At 72.9% G+C, this 21,207-nt stretch carries 15 protein-coding genes; 6 read left to right on the forward strand and 9 right to left on the reverse strand.

What is annotated here, in order from left to right; all coding sequences use genetic code 11:
* Window positions 1-54 precede the first annotated feature (54 nt).
* A complete protein-coding gene (locus ABT137_RS01990; RefSeq protein WP_351700870.1) occupies window positions 55-1,383 on the reverse strand; it encodes a cation:proton antiporter in 1,329 nt (442 codons plus the stop codon).
* Window positions 1,384-1,676: 293 nt separating this feature from the next.
* Here ABT137_RS01990 and ABT137_RS01995 point away from each other — a divergent pair, with 293 nt between their 5' ends.
* The 3 genes from ABT137_RS01995 (at window position 1,677) to ABT137_RS02005 (ending at window position 5,928) form a co-directional block, all read left to right on the forward strand.
* Window positions 1,677-2,735 carry a hypothetical protein gene (locus ABT137_RS01995; protein WP_351700873.1) on the forward strand — a complete coding sequence of 353 codons (1,059 nt, stop codon included), beginning with the start codon at window positions 1,677-1,679 and terminating at the stop codon, window positions 2,733-2,735.
* Window positions 2,732-3,832, forward strand: a complete 1,101-nt coding sequence (locus ABT137_RS02000; RefSeq protein WP_351700876.1) for an effector-associated domain 2-containing protein — start codon at window positions 2,732-2,734, stop codon at window positions 3,830-3,832. Before ABT137_RS01995 ends, ABT137_RS02000 begins: the two co-directional genes overlap by 4 nt.
* A 299-nt stretch (window positions 3,833-4,131) precedes the next feature.
* A complete protein-coding gene (locus ABT137_RS02005; RefSeq protein WP_351700879.1) occupies window positions 4,132-5,928 on the forward strand; it encodes an HEXXH motif domain-containing protein in 1,797 nt (598 codons plus the stop codon).
* 52 nt (window positions 5,929-5,980) lie between these two features.
* Here the strand turns inward: ABT137_RS02005 and ABT137_RS02010 are convergent, their stop codons facing one another.
* The gene (locus ABT137_RS02010; protein ID WP_351700882.1) at window positions 5,981-7,144 is read right to left on the reverse strand and encodes an FG-GAP-like repeat-containing protein; all 1,164 of its coding nucleotides are present in this window, start codon (window positions 7,142-7,144) and stop codon (window positions 5,981-5,983) included.
* A 520-nt stretch (window positions 7,145-7,664) separates the two neighbouring features.
* On the opposite strand from ABT137_RS02010, the gene ABT137_RS02015 reads away from it, so the two are divergent.
* Window positions 7,665-8,600, forward strand: coding sequence for an anti-sigma factor RsbA family regulatory protein (locus tag ABT137_RS02015; RefSeq protein WP_351700885.1), 936 nt, complete (start codon window positions 7,665-7,667; stop codon window positions 8,598-8,600).
* A gap of 129 nt (window positions 8,601-8,729) precedes the next feature.
* The gene (locus tag ABT137_RS02020; RefSeq protein WP_502984457.1) at window positions 8,730-9,632 is read left to right on the forward strand and encodes an alpha/beta fold hydrolase; all 903 of its coding nucleotides are present in this window, start codon (window positions 8,730-8,732) and stop codon (window positions 9,630-9,632) included.
* A 39-nt stretch (window positions 9,633-9,671) separates the two neighbouring features.
* Here the strand turns inward: ABT137_RS02020 and fxsT are convergent, their stop codons facing one another.
* The 5 genes from fxsT to ABT137_RS02045 all read right to left on the reverse strand — a co-directional run bounded on the left by fxsT (window position 9,672) and on the right by ABT137_RS02045 (window position 18,282).
* Entirely contained in the window at window positions 9,672-13,616 is a 3,945-nt protein-coding gene (gene fxsT / locus ABT137_RS02025; protein WP_351700892.1) for an FxSxx-COOH system tetratricopeptide repeat protein, read from the reverse strand.
* A complete protein-coding gene (locus tag ABT137_RS02030; RefSeq protein ID WP_351700895.1) occupies window positions 13,613-14,902 on the reverse strand; it encodes a TIR-like protein FxsC in 1,290 nt (429 codons plus the stop codon). The genes fxsT and ABT137_RS02030 overlap by 4 nt, the downstream gene beginning before the upstream one ends.
* Before the next feature lie 125 nt (window positions 14,903-15,027).
* Window positions 15,028-15,810 (reverse strand): AAC(3) family N-acetyltransferase, encoded by a 783-nt coding sequence (locus ABT137_RS02035; RefSeq protein WP_351700898.1) that lies wholly within the window; start codon window positions 15,808-15,810, stop codon window positions 15,028-15,030.
* Window positions 15,807-17,957, reverse strand: coding sequence for a radical SAM/SPASM protein FxsBH, inactivated beta-hydroxylase extension form (fxsBH, locus tag ABT137_RS02040; RefSeq protein ID WP_351700901.1), 2,151 nt, complete (start codon window positions 17,955-17,957; stop codon window positions 15,807-15,809). Before fxsBH ends, ABT137_RS02035 begins: the two co-directional genes overlap by 4 nt.
* A gap of 160 nt (window positions 17,958-18,117) precedes the next feature.
* Window positions 18,118-18,282 (reverse strand): hypothetical protein, encoded by a 165-nt coding sequence (locus ABT137_RS02045; RefSeq protein WP_351700904.1) that lies wholly within the window; start codon window positions 18,280-18,282, stop codon window positions 18,118-18,120.
* Between the two features lie 188 nt (window positions 18,283-18,470).
* On the opposite strand from ABT137_RS02045, the gene ABT137_RS02050 reads away from it, so the two are divergent.
* Window positions 18,471-19,385: a DUF4231 domain-containing protein gene (locus tag ABT137_RS02050; protein ID WP_351700907.1), complete on the forward strand. Its 915-nt coding sequence runs from the start codon at window positions 18,471-18,473 to the stop codon at window positions 19,383-19,385.
* 73 nt (window positions 19,386-19,458) lie between these two features.
* Here the strand turns inward: ABT137_RS02050 and ABT137_RS02055 are convergent, their stop codons facing one another.
* A complete protein-coding gene (locus ABT137_RS02055; RefSeq protein WP_351701137.1) occupies window positions 19,459-19,986 on the reverse strand; it encodes a hypothetical protein in 528 nt (175 codons plus the stop codon).
* Window positions 19,987-20,114: 128 nt separating this feature from the next.
* Window positions 20,115-21,152: a rod shape-determining protein gene (locus ABT137_RS02060; RefSeq protein WP_351700910.1), complete on the reverse strand. Its 1,038-nt coding sequence runs from the start codon at window positions 21,150-21,152 to the stop codon at window positions 20,115-20,117.
* Window positions 21,153-21,207 lie beyond the last annotated feature (55 nt).

The raw sequence follows: 21,207 nt of genomic DNA on the forward strand, positions 1-21,207 counted from the left end.
GCCCAAGGACGCCGGTCGGGTTCGCCCGACCGGCTCGACCTTGCGGCTGTGGCGCTACGGCTGTGGCGTCGGCTCGGCGTCCACGGCGGGAGCCTGTCCGGAGTCCGGTGTCTGCTCGGCACCAGGGTCGGTGTCGGCGCGTTGGGCGGGTGGCGTGTCGGCCGGGCGGTGGAGCGGGCCGATCAGCGGCCCGGCGGCGGCCGTGGTGAGCAGCGCCATCACGACCAGCAGCGCATACAGCCGAGGGCCGATCACCCCGGCCTGCAACCCCACGTTGAGCACGATGAGTTCGGTGAGCCCCCGGGTGTTGAGCAGCACACCGATCAGCAGCGAGTCACGCCAGGGCAGCCGGGCGGCACCCCGGGCCGACAGGGCGCCGGCGGCCACCTTGCCCACCACCGCGGCGGCGCATATCACCAGCAGGAGCAGCAGGTCGGAAGCGTGCAGTCCGTTGAGCTGGACGGACATCCCGGAGATCGCGAAGAACACCGGCAGCAGCAGACCGCCGGTCTCCTGGAGCGGGCTCAGCACCTGGCTGTCGGGAGCGCCGTCGGGCTGGCGGGGCATGATGATGCCGGCCAGCAGCGCACCGAAGATCACATGCAGTCCGAGCGCGCTGGTGGCCCAGGCCGAGGCGAGCGCCAGGGCGGCGGCGACGGGGACGTGATTGGTCATCAGGGCGCCGGGCCGGTGCATCCACCACTTCAGCGCCGGCCGCACGACGACGAACATCACCAGCACGTATCCCGCCAGCAGCGCCACCTTGACGGTCCAGGACCGCAGCGAGCCGTCCTCGCCGCCGATCAGGGCGACGGCCAGTACCGGCCAGCTCAACGCGTCGATGACACCGGCGGCCGCCATCGCGATCGTGGCGGGCCGGGTGCCGGCCAGCCCCTGGTCCCTGATGATGCTGGCCAGCACGGGGACGGCCGTGATGGACAGGGCGACCGCCATATAGAGGGTGAATGTCGCGTCGACCGGATGCCCGCCGTTGGCGGAATGGAAACCTCCGGGATACAGCAGAACGATACCGGCGCCGATCAGCATGGGAATCGCGAACCCGCTCAGCGAGACGACGGTCACCGCGCCGCGATTGCGCAGCTGGCCGAGGTCGAGTTCGTAGCCGACCGCGAAGAGGAAGAGCACCAGGGCGACCTGCGCCACCGAAGTCAGAATTGGCTTGATCTGGTCCGGGAAGAGGGTTTCGTACACCCCTCCGGGGGCCAGGCCCAGCAGGCTGGGGCCGAGGGCGATGCCGGCGAATAACTGCCCGATGACGGAGGGTTGTCGAAGTTTCCGGGCCGCCGCTCCCAGGGCCGAGGAAGCTGCGATCACCACCGCGAGAGCTGCGACGACGTGAGTGACAGTGGAGTCGATGCTCACCGGCATCCCCCTTCGGCAAGTGCCGCACCCTGTGGCGTTGTTCACACGCAGTGTAGCCGGTGCCGGGGCAACTGACCTATTCTTGCGGCGTTTGGAATATGCCGTTCGAGAGTGGGGGGTCGGCGGTGACGACGGTCTTATTCGTACACGGCACCGGCGTGCGCGAACCGGGATTCAGCGGAACCGTGGAAGCCGTACGGCAAGGATTACGGCCGTTGCGGCCCGAAGTCCGGATATCTTCCTGCTATTGGGGAGGAAGTGCCGGATCGGTACTGCATTCGAACGGTATTTCCGTGCCGGGGTACGGGACGGGGCGTGAATTACCGCACGTTGGCGCCCCCGGCGCGCCGGAGGAGGAGTTCGACGAGGACGTCGAATTCTGGGGACTTCTTTATCTGGACCCGCTGCTCGAACTGCGCCTGCTCACCGCGGAAACCACGGGGAGAACCGAGCTGGCGCCCGGCGCCCGGCCGCCGGGCGAGGCCCTCGCCGCGGCGGCCGCGGCGCTCACCGCGGACGACCGGCTGCGCGGGCTGCTGGACGCGGCGGGCCTCACGGAGGACTTCGCCGCCGCCGTGGCCGCCGTACTGACCTCCGACGACTGCCGCCGCTTCCTGCGCGCCCCGGCCGAGGGCGCCGGCCCGGCCGAACTGGCCCGCGCCTTCGTGGCCGAGGCGGTGCGCCGCCGGACCGGACGGCAGGGACCGGCGGCTGCCCTCGACGGCACCGCCCGCGACGAGGCGGTCGCCCGGATCGCCGCCCTGCTCCCGGGCCCCGCCGCCACCGGGGACGGCCCCGGCACGCACCGCGGCCCGGTGACCCGGCGGATCAAGCGGCTGACGGGACGGCTGGCCCTCGGCCTGGCCTCCGCCCAGGCGGTCAAACGGCGTTCCGCACTCACCGACGCCGCCCACCCGGCCGCCGGGGACGTGCTGCTCTACCTGGCCCGCGGCGGCCCGATCCGCGAGTTCGTCGCGGCGGCCGTCGCGGAGGCGGAGCCGCCGGTGGTCCTGCTCGCCCACAGCCTGGGCGGCATAGCCGCGCTGGACCTGCTGGTGCTGCGGCCGCTGCCGCAGGTCGAGTTGCTGGTGACCGTCGGCTCGCAGGCACCGTTCCTCTACGAACTGGGGGCCCTGCCCAGCCTGGAGCCCGGCAGCCCACTGCCCGCCCATGTGCCGCGCTGGCTGAACGTCTACGACCGGCGGGACCTGCTCAGCTACCTCGGCGCCGGCGTCTTCCCCGGCCGGGTCGCGGACATCGCCCTCGACAGCCGCCAGCCCTTCCCGCTCTCCCACAGCGCCTACTGGAGCAACCCCGAGCTGTACCGCGTCCTGGCCGAGGAGCTGCCGTGACCGCCGCACGTCCGGACCGGACCCACGCCGTCGTCGTCGGCGTGGAGCGCTATGCCGCCGGCCCGTCCTGGGACCTGCCGGGCCCGGCCGCCGACGCCCGCCGCTTCACCGCCTGGCTGCGTGGCCGCGGCGTGCCCGCGTCCCACATCTCCCTGCTGCTGGGCGCCCTGCCCGGGACGGGCGGACCCGAGACGGACGTGACCGCCGGTCCCGCCGGGCGGGAAGCCGTGCAGGAGGTGCTGACGCGCCGGCTGCCCGCGCTGGAGGGCGACCTGCTGTTCGTCGTCTGGGGAGGCCACGGGGTCACCGACCCGCGGGGGCACCGCAGGCTCTTCTACGCCGATGCCACGGCCGACGACAAACGCAACCTCGACCTGGACGCCTGGCTGACCACCCTCACCACCGAGGCGCTGCCCGGATTCCGGCGTCAGATCTGGCTGGTGGACTCCTGCCAGACCTTCGTCGAGGACCTGGGCTTCGCGCGTTCACTGCCCGGCGAACTCCCGTCCCGCGGCGACCGGTTGCCGGGCCGGGAACAGTACGTGCTGCTGGCCTCGGGACCGGGACAGCGGGCGGCCAACGACCCGGTGCTGCGGACCGGGGCGTTCTCCCGGGCCGTGCTGACCGCGCTGGAGGCCTCGGACGACGAGAACTGGCCACCGGACATGGGCGCAGTGGCGAACACCGTGATCGGAGGGTTCACAGAGGGAGGACAACGGCCCACCTCGCTCTGGTACCGGTCCGGGGCCGGCGACGTACGCCACTACGACTTCCCCGCCACCCGGCGCCGGGAGGAACCGGTGCCGGACGCGGCCCTGGCCGAACTCGTCGTCCTGCTGGCCGGATGGCCCGCCCTGGCCGACCGCGACCAGCGTCAACTCGTCATCGGCATGCTGCCCGTCGACCTGGCCGGTGCCATTCCCCGGCTGGGCGCGGCCCGGGCGGACATCATCAGCATCGTGCGCACCTGCCGTCTGCACCCGGGCGGCCTGGCCGCGCTCGTCGAGGCGCTCGGCGTGCTCGACCCGGGCTCGCTGGCGCAGGGCGAGCTGACGGATTGGGCGGCCCGCCGGCTGCCGCCCGCGTCAGCAGGGTGACCGGCCTGATCACGGCCTTCCCGGCACCTGGTCGATGCGTCATCATGAAGCCAACGGGAGGACGTTCTCAGGGGGATGGCACATGAACACGTCCGCGGACTCCGTGCGATCCGAACTGCCCGATCTCAGCGACACCGCGCTCGTAGACCTCCGGTCGCAGACGCCGGACGTCTACGCGCGTGCACTGGACCGGTTGCTGCGTCAGGTGGAACGGCCACGGGTCAACTTCGGTGGTGGTGGTGACGGAGGGCCAGGCTCGGCCACGCGGGCCGACTGACGATCCCCGTGGAAGGAGCTGTGTGCAACCGGACGGACGCTCCGCACTCGCCCATGTCGATCATCATGACATTCCCGCGGCGTGTTTCGACGAACTGGCGGCAGGCCGGGGTGGTCCCCAGACGGTCCGTTTCCTGTGGACCACCGAGTACAGCAGGCGGCTCCTGCTGCTGCGGGCGCTGCTGGACACCGTCGCCGCGACCTCCGGCGCGCTGGGCCCGCTGCCGACCGTGGACACCGTGTGGGACACCCTGACGGCGGCTCAGCAGCGCGCCCCGGCGGACTTCGGGGAGTTGCTGCTGCACCCGCAGCTCGGCACCTGGCTGGGGCACTGCCTGCGCCGGCTCAGGCACACGGCCTGGGGCGACGGGCCGCTCTGGTGCGACCTCGGCCATCTGCACGCGGTGTCCGCGGTCGCCGCTCTGCGCGCGGGACTGCCGCTGCGCACCACCGTGCCGCTGCGGGACGGCACCGCGATGTTCCCCACCCTCGGGCTGGCCCGCCTGCCGGACCGCCCGCGGTGGGGGACGGCGGAGGTGGTGGTGGAGGCGGGGCGGCTGCTGGTCGACCCGTACGGCGCCGGCGTGGGCCCGCCCGAGCCGCCCAGGGCCCCCGATGGCGACGCCCCCGGCTGGCAGGGCCTGCGCAGCCTGCGGGCCGACGCGGCCGGGCGGCCGGTGACCGTCTGGCTGGACGACATCGACCCCTACCGGGACCTGAGCGAACCGCTGCCCCCGCAGCGCCTCGGCAAGGACGAACTGGCCCGCTGGCGGGAGCGGTTCGGCCTGGCCCTGGACCTGCTCGCGGGCACCGACCCGGCCATGGCCGCCGCCATGGCCGAGGGGCTGCGCACCATTTCGGAGGTGCGGGGGGCACCGGCCTGGATGGTCCTGAGCGCCTCCTCGGGCGACGCCTTCGGCGGCCTGCTCGCCTCGCTGCCCCCGGACCCGGTCAGCTTCGCGGTCACCCTCGTCCACGAGTTCCAGCACACCAAACTGGGCGCGCTGCTCCACCTGCTGACGCTGGAGCGGGACGGCGGGGCCGAACGGCACTACGCCCCCTGGCGCAACGACCCGCGCCCGCTGAGCGGCCTGCTGCAGGGCGCCTACGCCTTCCTGGGCATCACCGACTTCTGGTGCAGGTACCTGGACCACGCACCGCCGGCCGGGCGCCCGCTGGCGGAGTTCGAGTTCGCCTTGCGCCGACGGCAGACCCAGGAGGCGGTCCGCACCCTGCGCGCGGACCCCGGCCTGACCGCGCACGGCCGCCGCTTCCTGCGCGGTATGGCCGCGCGGCTGCCCGCCTGGTGGTCGGACCCCCGGATCCGGCCGGACATCGCCGCGCTGGCCGAGCTGGCGGCCACCGACCACCGCACCGGCTGGCGACTCCGGCACCTGACCCCCGCCCCGGACGACGTCCGCGCCCTGGCCAGGGCCTTCACGGCCGGTGCCGCGGCCGACGGGCCCGTCGCCGAGTCCACCGTCGTACCCGACCCCGTCGCGCCCTGGTCCCAGGCCCGTACCGGGCTGATCCGGCAGCGCCTCGCCGTGCCGGACGCCGGCGACTGGCCCGCGCCGTCCGCCGCCGACCGCGCCCTGGTCGCCGGGGACCCCGCGGCCCCCGACGCCTACGCCCGACTGCTGGCGGGCGACCCCGAGGACGCCGACGCCTGGACCGGCCTGCTCCTCGCCCTCGCCGCCCGCCCGCTGCTGCACCGCCCCGAACTGCCCCGGGCGGTGCACCGCGAGCTCCGCATGACCGGCACGACCGCCGACCCGCGCGACGTCGCGCGCTGGCTGGCCGCGGGCACCGCCGCCTGAGCGGCGGCCCGTCGTCGAGAAGGCGTGCCGGTCACACCCGGACGCGTCCTGGTCAGGCGCACGAGCCGGTGAACACGTCCACCGCGTCGTCGCTGCTGCTCGCCACCACCAGGTCCGTCGTGCCGTCGGAGGTCACGTCGGCGGCGGCCGCCTCGTAGGCACCGTCCGCCGACAGCTCGGTCAGCTCGCTCGGCGAGCCTTCGGAGCTGCCCGTGTAGACGTCGACCGAGTTGCCGTTGAGGGACGAGACCAGGACGTCGGAGATGTCGTCGCCGTTGACGTCGGCCGCGTTGACGGCGACCGGCAGGGCGGAGGTGGTGAGGTCGACGGGGTCCTGGAAGGTGCCGTCGCCGTTCCCGGCGTAGATCTCCAGGGTGTCGGAGCCGTTGCTGACCGCGGCCAGGTCGGTGGTGCCGTCCCCGTCGAAGTCGCCCTGGGCGAGGGAGTACAGCCGTGCCACGCTGCCGTACGCGATGACGTCGCCGAAGGTCCCTTCGCCCTTGCCGAGCGCCACGCTCACCCCGCCGGCCGTCGCGACGCTCGCGGTGGCGATGTCCAGGACGCCGTCGCCGTCGAAGTCGGTCAGGACCAGCCCGTGCGGCCGGGTCACGGTCACCGTCTGCGAGGAGACGGTGAACGCACCTTCACCGTCGCCCAGCAGCAGGCTGACCCGCCCGGCCGACTCCTCGGCCACCGCGACGTCCAGGTCGCCGTCCCCGTCGACGTCCCCGGCGACCAGCGCGCGGGCGCCCGAGCCGACCGTGTACGCGGTGGCCGTCCCGAAGGCGCCGTCCCCGGTGCCGAGCAGGACGCTCACCGTGCCGCCGTCGAAGTCGGCGGTGGCGAGGTCCGGGTTGCCGTCGGCATTGAAGTCGGCGATGACGGTCTGGTACGGCGCGTCGCCCACGGAGTAGTCCGTGGCCGTGCCGAAGGTGCCGTCGCCGTTGCCGAGCAGGACCGAGACCGAGTCGGCGGAGTTGTCCGCGGCGACCACGTCGGCGTTCCCGTCGCCGTCGAGGTCACCGGTCACCACGTGCCGCGGGTTGTCCCCGGTGCTCGCCGAGGTGTCGGACCGGGTGAAGGAGCAGGTGGTTGCGGTCACCGTGGCCGGCTGGCTCGCCGAGGCCACGGCGGTGACGCCCGCGGCGACCGTCAGGGCACCGGCGGCTCCGAAGGCCACGACGCGCGCGGCCCGGCGGTTCCTGTGCTTGCTCATGACCGGACGGATGTCCTTCCGTGAGAGGCCGAGAAGTTGTCTGCCATGGGCACGGGAACCTACGGGCACCGCCTGTGATTCACGTGTCACGGGACCGTGGTTTCGCAGGGTGCCGTGGTCCCGGCCCGGCCCCGGTCCGTGTGGCCCGGCCAACTTTCCTGCCCCGCACCAGGCTTGGACCCGCCATGTGCGGGGCAGAGCCCTCCTACCGGACAGCAGGCACCGGTCAGGGCTCGGCAAGAGGAGGGCGTCATGGACGGTCGGATCCGCGTACGCGTTGTTCGTCGGCCCGCTCCCCGCGGGCAGGAGATCGACCGCAGGACGCCTTCCGGGCGCATCCTGCCGTACTAGTACGGGTGCGCGGCCGGGTGGTGGTAAGCACCGGCCGCACCCGCGCCCCGGACCCGTGGCCGCGCGGGCCGGTTTGGACCGTCGGCCACGGGGCACGTGTGTGAGCCGGCGGCAGGGAGGCGGGCACCGTGACCATCCGGGAGCCGGTACGGCGTGAGGCGACGTCGTGATGACCGGCGCACCCGGCCCCTTCGCCCACCCCGCCCTGTTCTACCGCGACGAGGGCGAGTACCTGGCCGGGACGGTGCCCTTCGTCCGGGCCGCGCTGGCCGCCGGTGACCCGGTGGCCGTCGCCGTGCCCGGCGAGAACCTCCGCCTCGTCCGGGACGCGCTGGGCGCCGACGCAGGGCCGGTGCGCTTCCTCGACATGCGGGAGGCCGGCCGCAACCCCGGCCGGATCATCCCCGGCGTACTGCACGCCTTCGCCGACGCGCAGCGCCCCGGCCGCCGCGTCCGGATCATCGGCGAACCCGTCTGGCCCGGCCGCACCCCCGCCGAGTACCCGGCCTGCGTCCAGCACGAGGCCCTGATCAACACGGCCTTCCGGGGCCGGACGGCGACCATCCTGTGCCCGTACGACACCCGGCGCCTCGCCCCGCAGGCCGTCGCCGACGCCCACGCCACCCACCCCACCCTGCGGCAGCCCGGCGGCGGACCGGACCGGGACAGCCACGCCTACGCCCCCGCCGACGTCCTCGCCCGCTACAACGAACCCCTGCCGCCCCCGCCCGACGCCGTCCCGCCGGTCCGCTTCGAGGCGGGCTCCCTCTCCGCGGCCCGGCACCTCGCCGCCGCCGAGGCCGCCGGACTCGGCCTGACCGAGGTCCGGCTGGCGGACCTGACGCTGGCCGTCGCCGAGCTGACCACCAACAGCGCGGTGCACGGCGGGGGTTCGGGCACGCTCGCGGTGTGGGCCGAGGGTGGCAGCGTGGTGTGCGAGGTCCGCGACAAGGGCCACCTCACCGACCCCCTGGCCGGCCGCCGCCCGGCCTCCCGCGACCGCTCCGGCGGCCGCGGCCTCCTCCTGGTCAACGTCGTCGCCGACCTGGTCCGCGTGCACACCGGGGCGGAGGGGACGACGGTACGGTGCTGGTTCACCCGCTGAGCGGCGGGCCCCGGCCCGGCGAGAGCGCACCCGCCACCCCCAACTCTCCACGGATTCAGGCCGGTTGACCTGCACATTCGTTTCGCGGCCCGGCTCCGTGGGCAGTTGTCGGGCAACGTGGCCCCGGCCATGGCCGCGGGAGGGGGACACGGCGTGCCTGATCTGGTGCGGACGACGGGTGGGCGGCGGCTGCGGGTGGAGGTGTCGGGCGATCCCCGGGGACGACCGGTGTTCCTGCTGCACGGCATGCCGGGCAGCCGGGTGGGGCCGCGGCCTCGGCCTATGTTCCTGTACCAGCACGGCGCCCGGCTCATCAGCTTCGACCGGCCGGGGTACGGGGGCTCGGACCGCCGTCCGGGGCGGCGGGTCGTGGACGTCGTCGAGGACGTGGCGGCCGTGGCGGACGCCCTCGGGCTGGGCCGGTTCGCGGTGGCCGGCCGCTCCGGCGGCGGACCGCACGCCCTCGCCTGCGCGGCGCTGCTGCCGGGCCGGGTGACCCGGGCGGCCGCGCTGGTGGGGCTCGCGCCGCGGGACGCCGAGGGGCTCGACTGGTTCGCCGGGATGGCACCGTTCAACGTCCTGGAGTTCCACACCGCCTTCACCGACCCGGAGCGGTACGCGGCCCGGATCATCCCCCGCTCGGCCGTCATCCGCAGCAACCCGGCGCAGATGCTGGAGGACCTGCGCGCGGATCTGACCGAGGAGGACCGGCTGATCGTCTCCGACACCAGCATCCGGTCCATGCTGCTGCGCACCTACCACGAGGCGCTGCGCACCTCGCCGTACGGCTGGATCGACGACGCGTTCGCGCTGACCAGCCCGTGGGGCTTCGACCCGGCGCACATCGGGGTGCCGGTGCTGCTGTGGGCCGGCGCCAAGGACGTGTTCTCGCCCGCCTCCCACTTCTCCTGGCTGGCCGCGCGCATTCCGCGCGCCAAGGCCGTCCTGGAGCCGAAGGCGGCCCACTTCGCGTCGCTGCGCGCCCTGCCCGACGTACTGGACTGGCTGCTGGCGGGGACACCGAGGGGCTGAACGGCGCGAGACCTGCCGCGTGCCGTCCGCCGCGTGCGGTCACACGGCGAGCGGCTCCAGGTCCCGGTACACCCGGCGTTCCTCCAGCGCGAAGCGGGTGATGCCGTTGTTCTCGCCCAGTTGCTGCCGCAGCCCCTTCAGCCTCCTGACCGCTTCGTCGCGCAGCGCGCGGGCCTCGTCCAGGCGGCCGAGGGCGGTCAGGGTGAGGGCGCCGTTGCTGACGACGGCGAGGGCTTCGGGATGCTGGGCGCCGAGGTCGGCGCGCAGCGCGTCGGCGCTGCGCTGCTCCCGCTCCCAGGCCTCCTCCGGGCGGCCGGTCTCGGCGAGCACGATCGCGTAGTTGGCGGAGCAGAACTGGGTGTGCGGATGGTGGGCGCCGAGTACGTCGGTCATGCGGTCAAGCACCTTCAGGAACACCTCCTCGGCCTGGTCCTGGTCACCGCAGCCCCAGTGGAAGACACCGAGGTTGTTCATCGCGGCCTGGGTGTAGGGGTGGGCCTCGCCCGGCTTCTTCACGTACTCGGCGAGCACCTTCTGGGCGACGTCGCGGGCGGCTTCCCGGTCCTCGGCCGCGAACAGGTCCGCGGCGTGGTTCAGCTCGCAGGCGAGGAAGTCCGGGGTGGAGGCCGTGTACTGCGCCCGGTACTGGTCCAGGGTCGCGGAGGTCAGCCGCCGGGCGTCCTCCAGCTGGCCCGCCCTGCGCAGCGACACCGCGAGCGACTTCGCGCACCGCAGGGTGCCCGGGAAGTCCTTGCCGAGCACGCGCTTGTGCTGGTCGTACGCCCGGGACAGCACGGTCACGGACTCGGTGTACCGGCCGACCTCGCGCAGGTCGCGGCCGAGGTTCTCCGCGGACGACAGGGTGTAGATGTGATCGGCGCCGTGGACCTGGGTGCGGCGGGCGAGGGTGAGTTCGTCGATCTGCCGGGCATCGCCGTATCTGCCGACCATGCGCAGCGCCAGGGCGAGGTTGTTGGCCGCGTTCAGGGTGCGCGGGTGGGCCTCGTTGAAGATGTCGCTGAAGCCGTTGTGCGCCTCCCGCGCCAGCTCCACCGCCTTGGTGTACTCGCCCAGCGCCGCAAGGTCGCTGGAGAGGCTGGAGGTGGTGATGAACGTGTGCGGGTGCCGGCCGCCGAGCAGCCGGCGCTGCCGCCCGAGCACGTCGTCGTCCATCTCCCGCGCCTCGACGTACAGTCCCTGGGAACGCAGCACGTTGGCGAGCTGGCAGCGCACGTACAGGTACTGCTCGTCGTCCTCGCCGAGGGGTTCCTCCCAGTGGGCCAGGAGTTCCTCGGCGAGCCGCTGCGCCCGCGGGAACTCGCCGCGTTTCCACAGGTAGCGGACGCGATCGATGAGCAGCCGGCGCGGTTCCGCCTCGGTGCAGTTGCGGATGTCGGAGGCGGGCAGATGCGGCCAGACGATGTCGAACTGCGGCCAGTTCTCCCGGTTGTCGGTGGGCTCGTCGCCCTTGGGACGGGCCTCCCTGAGGATCTCGTGCACGATGTGCCGGGCCTGCCGCTGCTCCTCCTCCGGCATCCGGGAGCGGATCACCGCCTGAACGAGGCGGTGCACCTGGATCGAGCCGGAGATCTGGTCGACCTTGGCGAGTGCGAGCTGTCCGATCTCCCGCACCAGCTTGCCGATCAGCAGGCTCTCTTTCAGGCTCTTGTCGAAGCGGTGGAGTGCCTTGAGCATCTCGTCGTTCTCGTAGAGCAGTTTGGCGGAGATCGGCTCGGGGGCGAGGAACGCGCAGAGCTGGAGCAGCCGTACCGAGGCGGGCGAACGTTCCTTCAGCCGCTCGATGGAGATGTTCCAGGTGGCCGCCACCGTCTCGGGGTAGTCGGCCGGCTGGTTGAGGCCCATCACCGCGGTGGTCTCCTCGGTGAGGCGGCGCAGGTACTCGGCCGTCGGCATGGCGGTCGCGGCCAGCCAGGCGCCGGCCTGCTCCACCGCGAGCGGCAGATCGCCCACGGCCTCCGCGACCTGGTCGGCCTCCGCCGGGGTCAGGCCAGGGGCGCGCCGGGACAGGTGCTCGACGCTCTCCTGCCGCTGGAAGACGTCGACCGGCAGTGTCTCCCCCTTGTCCGACCACGCCTGGTTCCGCGAGGTGACGAGGATGTGCCCGCCGCCGGTGGCGGGCATGTAGTCGGCGAGGTCCTCCGGATCGTCGGCGTTGTCGAAGACCAGGATCCACCGCTTGGTGGGGTTGCCCCTGGAGAGCATGCGGACGGTTTCCTTGCTGGCCAGCGCCATGTCCTCGCCGCCGGGCGCGCCGATGCGGGACCCGAGTTCGGCGAGTGAGGCCACCACGTTGTCGACGTGCTCGGCCGACACCCACCACACCAGGTCGTAGTCGGCGCTGAAGCGGTGCACGTACTCCAGGGCGATCTGCGTCTTGCCGACCCCGCCCATCCCGAACAGCGCCTGGTGCTGCGGCAGCACGGCGGTCATGCCGCTGCGCAGCTGCTCCCGCACCTTTTCGAGGATGTAACCCCGGCCGGTGAAGGTGCTGTTGCGCTGCGGCACGTTCCAGTGGTCCGGTACGTGGCCGGGGAACCGGGGCGCCGCCGGTCCGCCCTTCGGCGGTTGCCCGGGCAGTTCGAGCGCGCCGAGCAGCACCCCTTCGCAGCCCGCCTCGTCGAGTCCGTGCAGGTCGACGAGGCCGGCCGGATCCAGGTACGACTCCGGCAGCCCGACCTCCTCGACCTGCACCGGCACCAGGCTCCCCGGCTGCCCGTCGACGACGGCCGCCGGGCCGAGGACGCTCTCGACGGGCCGGGAGTCGCGCAGCGCCCTGGACAGCACCACCAGGGTGCGGGCGCCCGGGGCGGTTCGGCCGGGCGGGCCGGCGGCCAGGTCGTGCAGCGTGACGGTGCAGCCCGCCCGCTTCAGCAGCGACTCGATCCAGTCGGCCCACATCCGGTTCTCCGCCGCGTACACGATCGCCACCCGCGCCCCGTTGGCCTGCGGCCGGCGCCGGAGGAACGCGTCCCGGCTGCGCAGTCGCACCGGTTCCGGGATCTGCGGCAGCGCGGTGACCTCGTTGTCGGTCACGGCCGCGGTGAGCCGTTCGAAGGCGGCCAGCAGTGACTTGGGGTCGCCCTTCTTGTCGCCGACGACGGCGAGGGTCTCCTCGTACGCGTAGTACGGCTTGTACGGTATTTCGACGCTGCCCCAGTAGGCGGTGACCTCGTCGGCGCTCAGCCGCTGCCCGGCCGGTCCCTTCGGCAGCCCGGCGAACTTCAGCCGGGCCACCGCGCGGCCCGCCTCGACCTTGTCCTTCTCACCGTCGTCGACGCGCATCGGCACGGGCAGCACCCGGATCCGCCGCTTGCGGTGCTCGTCGGCGACGCTGTGCGCGACCTCGGCGGCGCCGTCGATGGACTGGTCGCTGAGGGTGAAGCAGTCCACGAGGAGGTCGGGCATCTGGAGGGTGCAGATGTCCGCGGTGTCCGACAGGCCGGTGCGCGAGTCGATCAGGACGTAGTCGTACGACCGTTTCATGCTGTCGCGCAGCGCCTCCAGGAACATGCCGCCGTTGAGACGGTCGTAGAAGTTGTCCCACTCCAGGGAGGAGGCCGTGCCCGAGTAGGCGCGGAACTGGCGGCCCGCGGAGAGGAAGTCGAGCGAGCCGCCGTCCTCGAAGCTGAGTCCCTGCCGTTCGGGGGAGAGCGAGACGGCGTGCTGCTCCACGTCCGCGAACTCCAGGTGCCAGAGTCCCGTGCGGCTGATTCCGTCGGTCGCCGCCCAGGCGTAGTCCTGGAGGATGTTGAGGACGCCGCCGGTGGCGGTGAGCACGTTGGGGTCCAGGAACGGATGGAAGAAACGATCCAGCCCCGGGGCCTCCAGATCCCAGTCCACGGCGAGGACCCGTTTGCCGTTGGCGGCGAGGATCCACGCCGTGTTGGCCAGCGCCATCGTCCGTCCGGTGCCGCCCTTGTACGAGTAGAAGGTGATGATGCGTCCGTCGCTTGCGGCCGTCATGCCTCTCCTCCGGGATCGTCTCCCGCGTCCGGGCCGGACGGCGGGTAGGGGTCCGCCAGACGGGGTCTGGGGAAGTGCGGGCCCGGCGGCAGTCGGACCTCCGCGTTCTTCAGGAACTGCCGGGTCGTGTAGGCCACGACCTCGGGCAGCACCTTGGTGAAGGACTTGAGTGTGGGGACGCCGTTGACGGCGATCCGGGTGTCGCCGCGCCGGACCCGCTCCAGGATGCTCGGCATCACCCGCTCCAGCTCCTCGGCCAGCCGGCGCCCCTCCGGCCCGTGGTTCTGCAGGTCCGCCCGGCAGCGCGGCACGATCGCGCTCACCCACGGGCGGGCGTACGCGTCGAACGTCTTCAGTCTGCTCCGGCGCTCCTCGTCGCTCAGCGCCCACGGGTCCACGAGCAGGATGCCGGGCTGCCGCTCGCCGGATCCGTGCGGTTCCTCGACGGGGTTCTCGTCGTCGAAGGCGTGGACGGTCACCCGGTAGTCCAGCGAGCGGATCAGTTCCTCGGCGTGCGTGGACAGCGCACGGGCCGACTCGGTGTGGTACGGGTTCCAGTCCAGCGCGTCGTCGCCGTACGGCCGGGCGTCGCGGTGCTCCGGGACGGAGTCCTCGGTGGGGGCGGCCACGGTGAGCCGGATGTGCCGGGGGCCGGCGCCGCGCGGTTTGAAGGCGCTCGGGGTGGTCTGGTAGTCCCGGGGGCGTCCGGGCGGCAGCCGGGCCTCGCGGGCCGCCTGCACGATGCGCTCGGCGAGGCCGAACACGGTCTCGTCGTACTCGTCGCGCAGCCGGCTGAGCTTGATCAGCCCGTAGATCCCGTTGTTGAGGTACCGTCCGCCCGACGAAGCGTCCTCGATGTGCATGTGGCGTACGGAGTCCGGGAGTTCGCGCATGTCGACGCGTGTCCACAGGGCGGGCACGATGGCCGAGGCGGTGGCCGTCCCGGTGGTCCTCGCGTTCAGCATCCGCTCGTGGAACGCGTACCACTCGCGGCCGCACATCTCGCTGGAGAAGTAGCGCGGCGAGAAAAGCGGTACGAACACCCGGCAGACGGCGAGGTTCTCGCTCAGCTTCTCGGGCCAGCCCTCCCCGGAGCGCATCTCCCGGTCCATGAAGCCGGCCGGGGACCCCGCGGGCAGGTCGGTGAGCGCCATGATGTGGCTGCACAGGTCGTTGAACAGGACGCGTACCCAGTGGTCCGGGTCGCCGCTGTCCGGGCTCCATGGCGGGGTGTGGGCGTACGACAGGAAGAAATAGGGCCGGTTGTCCGGAACCCGATCCTGCACCCGTTCCCCCATGTCCGCACGTCCCCCTGCCCGTCGGCAAGCCGCTGGACCGCCCCCGTCGCCGGTGCGTGCCTCCGCCGGACTCAACAATGTGCCCGACGGACGCCGTTTCCGGTTCACTGTTTTCAGGCCAAAGCCCGTCGATATCGAGACATCTGACCCTTGGCGTGGTCCACCACGTCCCGAATACCGCAGAGCACGACCGCCCGCGACGCCCACTCGGCCTCGGCGAGCATGCGGCCCGGCAGCCGGGAGCCGATCTCCCCGAAGTCACTGTCGTTCAGGGCGAGATCCCGGTACTCGACCCAGTTCCCCTGGTCGCCCACCACGCACCGGTACGTACGCCGGGACGGCCTGGGACGCGTGAGGTACTCGGCGTAGTGGAACGCGCTGCACACCTCGAACCCGACCCGCAGCAGCAGGATCTGGGCGTCGGCGGCGTACAGCCTCGCCATCGGGGAGAGCCGGCCCAGGTGGCTGCGCAGCGGGTGCCGGTGCAGCAACTTCCGTGCCCTGGGCCCGAGCCCGGCGAAGGAGGTCTGCGGATGCGCGCTGCGCACCGCGCCGCGCGTCGACCGCACGCACTCGGCCAGCGCCCCCATCGTCGGGCACCCGGTGGCGTCCGGTTCGAACGGCGGCATCGCCCGGCGGTACGCGGCCGCCTCGGCTTCGCTCAGGCCCGCGACCGCCTCCCGATGGGCCCGGGAGGTGTCGGAGTTCTCGGGTGTGAACGCGGGCACGATCAGGGTGCCCCCGGGTCCGAGCGCGGCCAGCAGTTCGTCCCGGACCAGTTCCGGGGCGACCCCGGTGCCGCTCAGCGAGGCGTGCACCATCAGTACCCCGCCCCGCCGGACGCCCAACGAGCGGAGTAAGCCGCCCAGTTCCGCCGACTGCGCCACCTCGGTCATGATCCCTCGCACATACTCGTCCACTGCGACCACATGCGGGCCACCAACACGGCCCCGGTCGCCGTCAGTTCGGACTCCGGCAGCAGGGTGAGGGCGGTGAGCGCGCGGGCCGCCTCCTCGTACGCCCTCCGCCCGAGCTCTTCGTCCGCCCGGTCCAGCAGGGCGCCGGCCGGGCCGCCAGGCCGGTGCAGGTCGGCTGTCTCGCGCAGGGCGGTCAGGCGGGCCCGGCGGCCGATGCGCGGGAGTTCCCGGGCGAACTCCTCGGGGGACACGTCGACCGCCACGCCCAGCGCCCCGAACCCGTGGGAGCCGAGCGCCAGACCGCTGCCCGCCGCCAGCGGGGTGAGGACGGTGGGGCGGAACGCGTCCGGGTCGGAGTGCCGGTCCGGCGCGTCCTTGGCCAGCAACTCGTAGGCCCGGGCCATCCGTTCGGCGAACTCACCGCGCTCCAGCGGCGGGGCGACGGGGAAGGGATAGCAGTCGCGGTAGGGGTCGGCGTCGTCGACCAGCGGGCCGTCCTGGATCGGCAGCCGGTCGACGGGGCGCCAGCGGGCGGAGACCGGGACCCCGTCGAGGCGCACCCAGCTTTCGCCGGACCCGCGGTTCTCGCGTACCCGGAAGGCGTCCGGTGCCACGGTGACCTCGACGCGGCCGGGGGCGTCCAGGTGGTAGGTGCCCCAGGTGGGCAGGTGCAGCCGGGTGCCGGGCTGGTCCCAGGACAGCGTGGCGGGTGACCCTGCCCGCAGGGCTGCCGCGGCGGTCAGCGACATGAACCGGGCCGTGTCGGCGGGGCCGCGCAGGGAGCGCTGGAGGCTCGTGCGCACATAGGGGTGCGCGAGTGCCGCGTCGAGATGCGGGGCGGTCTCGGCGTCGGCGTCCAGGGCCAGTAGCAGCCGCCAGGCCTCCGTCCAGTCCGGCTCGGCCGCCAGGTGCTCCCGAGCCCGGCGCAGCAGCAGTCGGTCCAGCTCCAGCTGGGCCCAGGAGAGATGGGCCGAGCCCAGCACCGCGGGGGAGAACGTGTGGTCGGTCACCCGGTCGGCGATGCCCTCGACCAGCGAGCGAAGGTCGTCGCAGAACACGCTGGGGTTGTCGAAGCCGTTCCCCGAGCGGTACCGGTGCCCGTACAGGCCGCCGCCGCAGGACCGCACCACCGGGCAGCGCCGGCAGGTGTCGCTGACCCCGTCGACACCCGTCTGCCGGGCCCGGACACCAGGGTGCGCGGCGAACTCCGCGAAACCGTGCCGGAAGACGTCGTACCCCGTCTCCGGGGCGCCCGCGTAGGCGGTCTTGAGCCAGTCGGCCTGCTCGAAGGTGCCGTCCGTCTCGATCACGGCGAGGTCGCTGGGCGCCAGCCCCAGCGCCTCGGTCAGGGGCGGCCCGCCGCGCAGCGTGCTGAGCACCGAGTCGAAGGTCCGCACCGGCATCGGGCGGCCCTGCTGCTCCCAGCGGTCGAAGACCGCGAGCAGCCAGTCGGCGTACGGGGCGGTGGTCCCGGCCGGGTTGGGCGGCGGGGAGTCCCAGGTGGAGTGCGGAAGCAGGTAGTCGATCCGCGGCGGGGCCAGCTCGGTGAGGGCGTCGTGCACGGCGACGGGGTCGTTCGCCACGTCCACCGTGCACAGCACTCCGCTGAACAGGTGGCGGTACTCGGGTTCCTGGAGCAGCCGGATGCCGCGGACCACCCGGTCGTGGCTGCTGCGGCCCCTGCGGTCGAGCCGGTGCCGGTCGTTGGCCGCGCGGTCGCCGTCGAGCGACACGCTGACCCGGACCCCGAACTCCCGGCAGACGTCCAGGTGCCGCCGGTTCAGGGTGACCGCGTTGGTGTGCATGCGCAGGTCGAGCGCGGTCAGCGGGGAGAGAGAGCGGGTGAGTTCCGCGCAGATGTCCCGCAGCCGGGCCGGGCCGACCAGCAGTGGTTCGCCGCCGTGCAGGATCACCGAGACGGACTCAAGGGCGCGGGAATCGACGTACTCGGCCAGCCGGACGGCGACGGAACGCACGGTCTCCGGGCGGATGAAGGTCGGGCGCGACTGCCAGCTCTGGTCGGCGTGCTGGTACACGTAACAGTGGTCGCAGAGCAGATCACACCTACTGTGGATCTTGAGGACCAGCTGTCTCAGGGGTGGGTCGTCGGGCGACTGGCTCGTCACTGAAGGAAGTGTGGCACGCTTCCCACTCCCAGGGTGTCCCAAACCGTATTACTGCGAGAAACATTGACGCATCATCGGCGCATTGACGTGGGTACGAGCGGCGCGTGCGACCGCCGGCGCACCCACGTCCGGGTGCTGTTTCTCGCGTCGTCGCCTCTGCTCAGGCCGCCGAGTTGAACGTGACCGACCGCTTCGAATGGTGGTCGGGGACGTCGATCACGCGACCCGCGTCGCGCGACGCGGAGGCCTCGTACGGGTCGATGTCCTCCAGGCGGGTGTGCCGGCGGGCCGGCGCGGAGGTGAGGGAGTGCGTCGCGTTGGGCATGATGTTTCGTCGCTCCGGTTCGGGTGCGCGGAACCGAGTCTGGTCCCGATGATGCGGACCCTATACCAGGAATGCCCCGCGAACCTCTTGTGCACGGGGCTGCTTTCCCCACTCATTGTGTTCTTAGGCCATCTTGTCGGGGGCGCGCGCAAGCCTTCGGGGGCGTGCGGTGAATTCGGGGGGCGTTCATGGGGGCCGCTACCACACCTGTACCGGGCACCACGCTGGGCGAACAGGACCTGCCGCCGCTGTTCCAGGTGAGTGACCAGTGGGCGTTGCGCCATCAGAGCGACTCGTTCCGGGCGGTGCGTACGCACCTGCTCCTGCTTCTGCTGGCCACCACGGCCGCCGTCCTGACCGAGCAGGCGTCGGGGCACGTCATGACGGTGCTCGCCGCCGTGCTCTACGGGCTGACGATAGCCCTGGGCCTGAGCACCTCGCGCCGCCGGTCCCGTGCCCACTGGCAGGCGCACCGGGCGGCCGCCGAGCTGCTCAAGTCGCTGGCCTGGGAGTACATGGTGCACGGCGGCCCCCTCCACTCCCATGTCGCCGATCCGGACGCGGTGTTCGCCGAGCGTCTTGAGCAACGCCTGCGCGAGCTGCGTAAATGCGGCTGGGAGGACTCCCGCGACCCCGGGGAACGGGGCAAGGGCCAGATCACCCCGCGGATGCGGGCGGAGCGGGCCAAGTCCTACGTGGCCCGCCGGGACCTCTACCTGCGCGACCGGCTCCTGGAGCAGGCGGTCTGGTACAAGAACCGGGCCGCCCGCGCGCACCGCGCCGCCGCCCGCTGGTCCTCCGTCACCGCGGCGCTGACCCTGTTCGCCCTCGCGGCCGCCCTGCTGCGGACCGTCGGCCTGCTCGGCGGCGCCGACCTCGCGGGGCTGCTCAGCGCGGCCGCCGCGGCGGGTGTCGCCTGGCAGGAGGTACGGCGGCACGGCCCGTTGACGCAGGCCCACTCCCTCATCGAACAGGATCTGGAGACCACCCGGATCGCCATGACGACGACGGTGACGGAGGCGGGCTGGGCCGAGGCGGTGGGGGAGGCGGAGCGCCTGATGTCCCCGGCGCACACGGAGTGGCTGGTGCGCTTCGGCACCTGATGCCCTCTCGCGACCTCTCGACGGCTCGCCGGCTCCGCGGCTTTGCGGCGAGCAGGGCCGCGTCAGTCCCGCGTCAGTCCCGCTGCACCCCCGCCTGCCACAGCACCGTCACCGGCACCCCCTTGCGCCGCGCGTAGGCCACCACGTCGCCGGTGCCGCCGAGGCCGCGCGCCGGGCGGCCGTCCCAGACGGCGATCAGGTGGTCGGAGTGGTCCACGACCCAGCAGCCCGCCGCGAAGTACGCCTGCTCGTGTGTCGGCTGGGCGGGCAGGTCGACGCGGGCCTGGCAGGACCGCAGGAGCCTGCGGTACGCGGTCCGGGCCTCCTCGTCGCCCAGGTGGGCCTCGTAGTCCATGCCGGGGATCACGGCCGTCACCGGGACGCCGTGGGCCAGGGCGATGTCCGCGAACAGCTGGTCGGCGCCGGCCGCGAGGCAGCTCAGGGCCTCCCACGCCACGTCGCTGCGGCTGAACTGGCGTCGCAGGGCGGAGCGGACGAAGGGCAGGACGGACGGCGGGATCGCACGGTGTCCGGTCACGCCGACGCGGGTGACGGCGAGGCGGGGGACCGGTGCCGCCTCGGCGAGGTACTCGGTGAACATGGCGATATCGGCTGTCACGGAACGTCCCCTCCCGTCACCATCGGTGAGTCCACCCTAATCGAGGGGCGACAAGGTGCGCAGGGGGCGCGTCGAGTCACATCGGTGCCCGGGCGAGGGCACGGGGATGTTCAGGCGGCCAGCGGGTCCAGCACCAGCGGCTCGATCCGGCCCTCCAGCATCGCCCCGATGCCCTGGACGGCGCACACGTCCGGCCGCTCCGCGATGTGCACCGGCATGCCGGTGGCCTCCCGCAGCAGCTGGTCGAAGCCGGGGAGCAGCGCCGACCCGCCGACCATCATGATCCCGCGGTCGGCGAGATCGGCGACCAGGTCGGGCGGGCAGTCGCGCAGCACCTTGCCGATCCCGTCCAGGACGGACATGAGGGGTGTCTGGATGGCTTCCCGGACGGCGGCGGTGTCGACCCGCACACTGCGGGCCAGCCCGGTGGCCACGTCACGCCCGTGGATCTCGGTGGAGGCGGGGCCCTCCGGGGTGAGGCCGTTGCCGTCCAGGGCCAGTTGCAGGGGCCGTACCGACTGGTTCGGCAGCATCAGCTCGTGCTCGTGCCGCAGGTGCTGCACGATCGCGTTGTCCACGGCCTCCCCGCCGACGCGCATCCGCTCGGCGCACACGATGGACCCGAGGGAGAGCACGGCGACCTGCGTCGCGGCCGCCCCGCAGACGAGGATCATGCTCGCTTCCGGCCGCTCGACCGGCAGCCCGCACCCCACCGCCGCGGCGATCAGCGTGTCGACCAGCTCCACCCGTCGCGCCCCCAGCCCCACCAGCGTCTCGATGGTCGCCCGCTGGGCCAGCGGGTCGGCGTCGTGCGGGGCGCAGGCCGCCGCCCGCAGCCGGGGCTTGCGGCGCAGCGAACGGCGGATCTTGTCGCCGAGCAGATGGCGCAGCATGCGCTGGGCCATCTCGATGTCGACGACGGTTCCGCCGGAGATGGGCCGGACGACCCGGATGTAGTCGGGTGTACGGCCCGTCATCTTCTCCGCGAACTCGCCGACGGCGATCAGCGAGCCGGTACGCGTGTTCATCGCGGCGACGGAAGGCTGGTCGACGACCAGGCCCATGCCCCTCACGTACACCCGGGTGCGTGCGGCCCCCAGATCGACGGCGAAATGGCAGCGGCGCAACTGCTCCAGACTGACGGTCACGGCAGATCCTCCCGGTGCGCGGGCCGTGTGGGGTGACACCGCCGGTCGGCGGCCT

The sequence above is a fragment of the Streptomyces sp. NPDC001980 genome (genome assembly GCF_040296885.1).
In the GTDB taxonomy this organism is placed as follows: domain Bacteria; phylum Actinomycetota; class Actinomycetes; order Streptomycetales; family Streptomycetaceae; genus Streptomyces.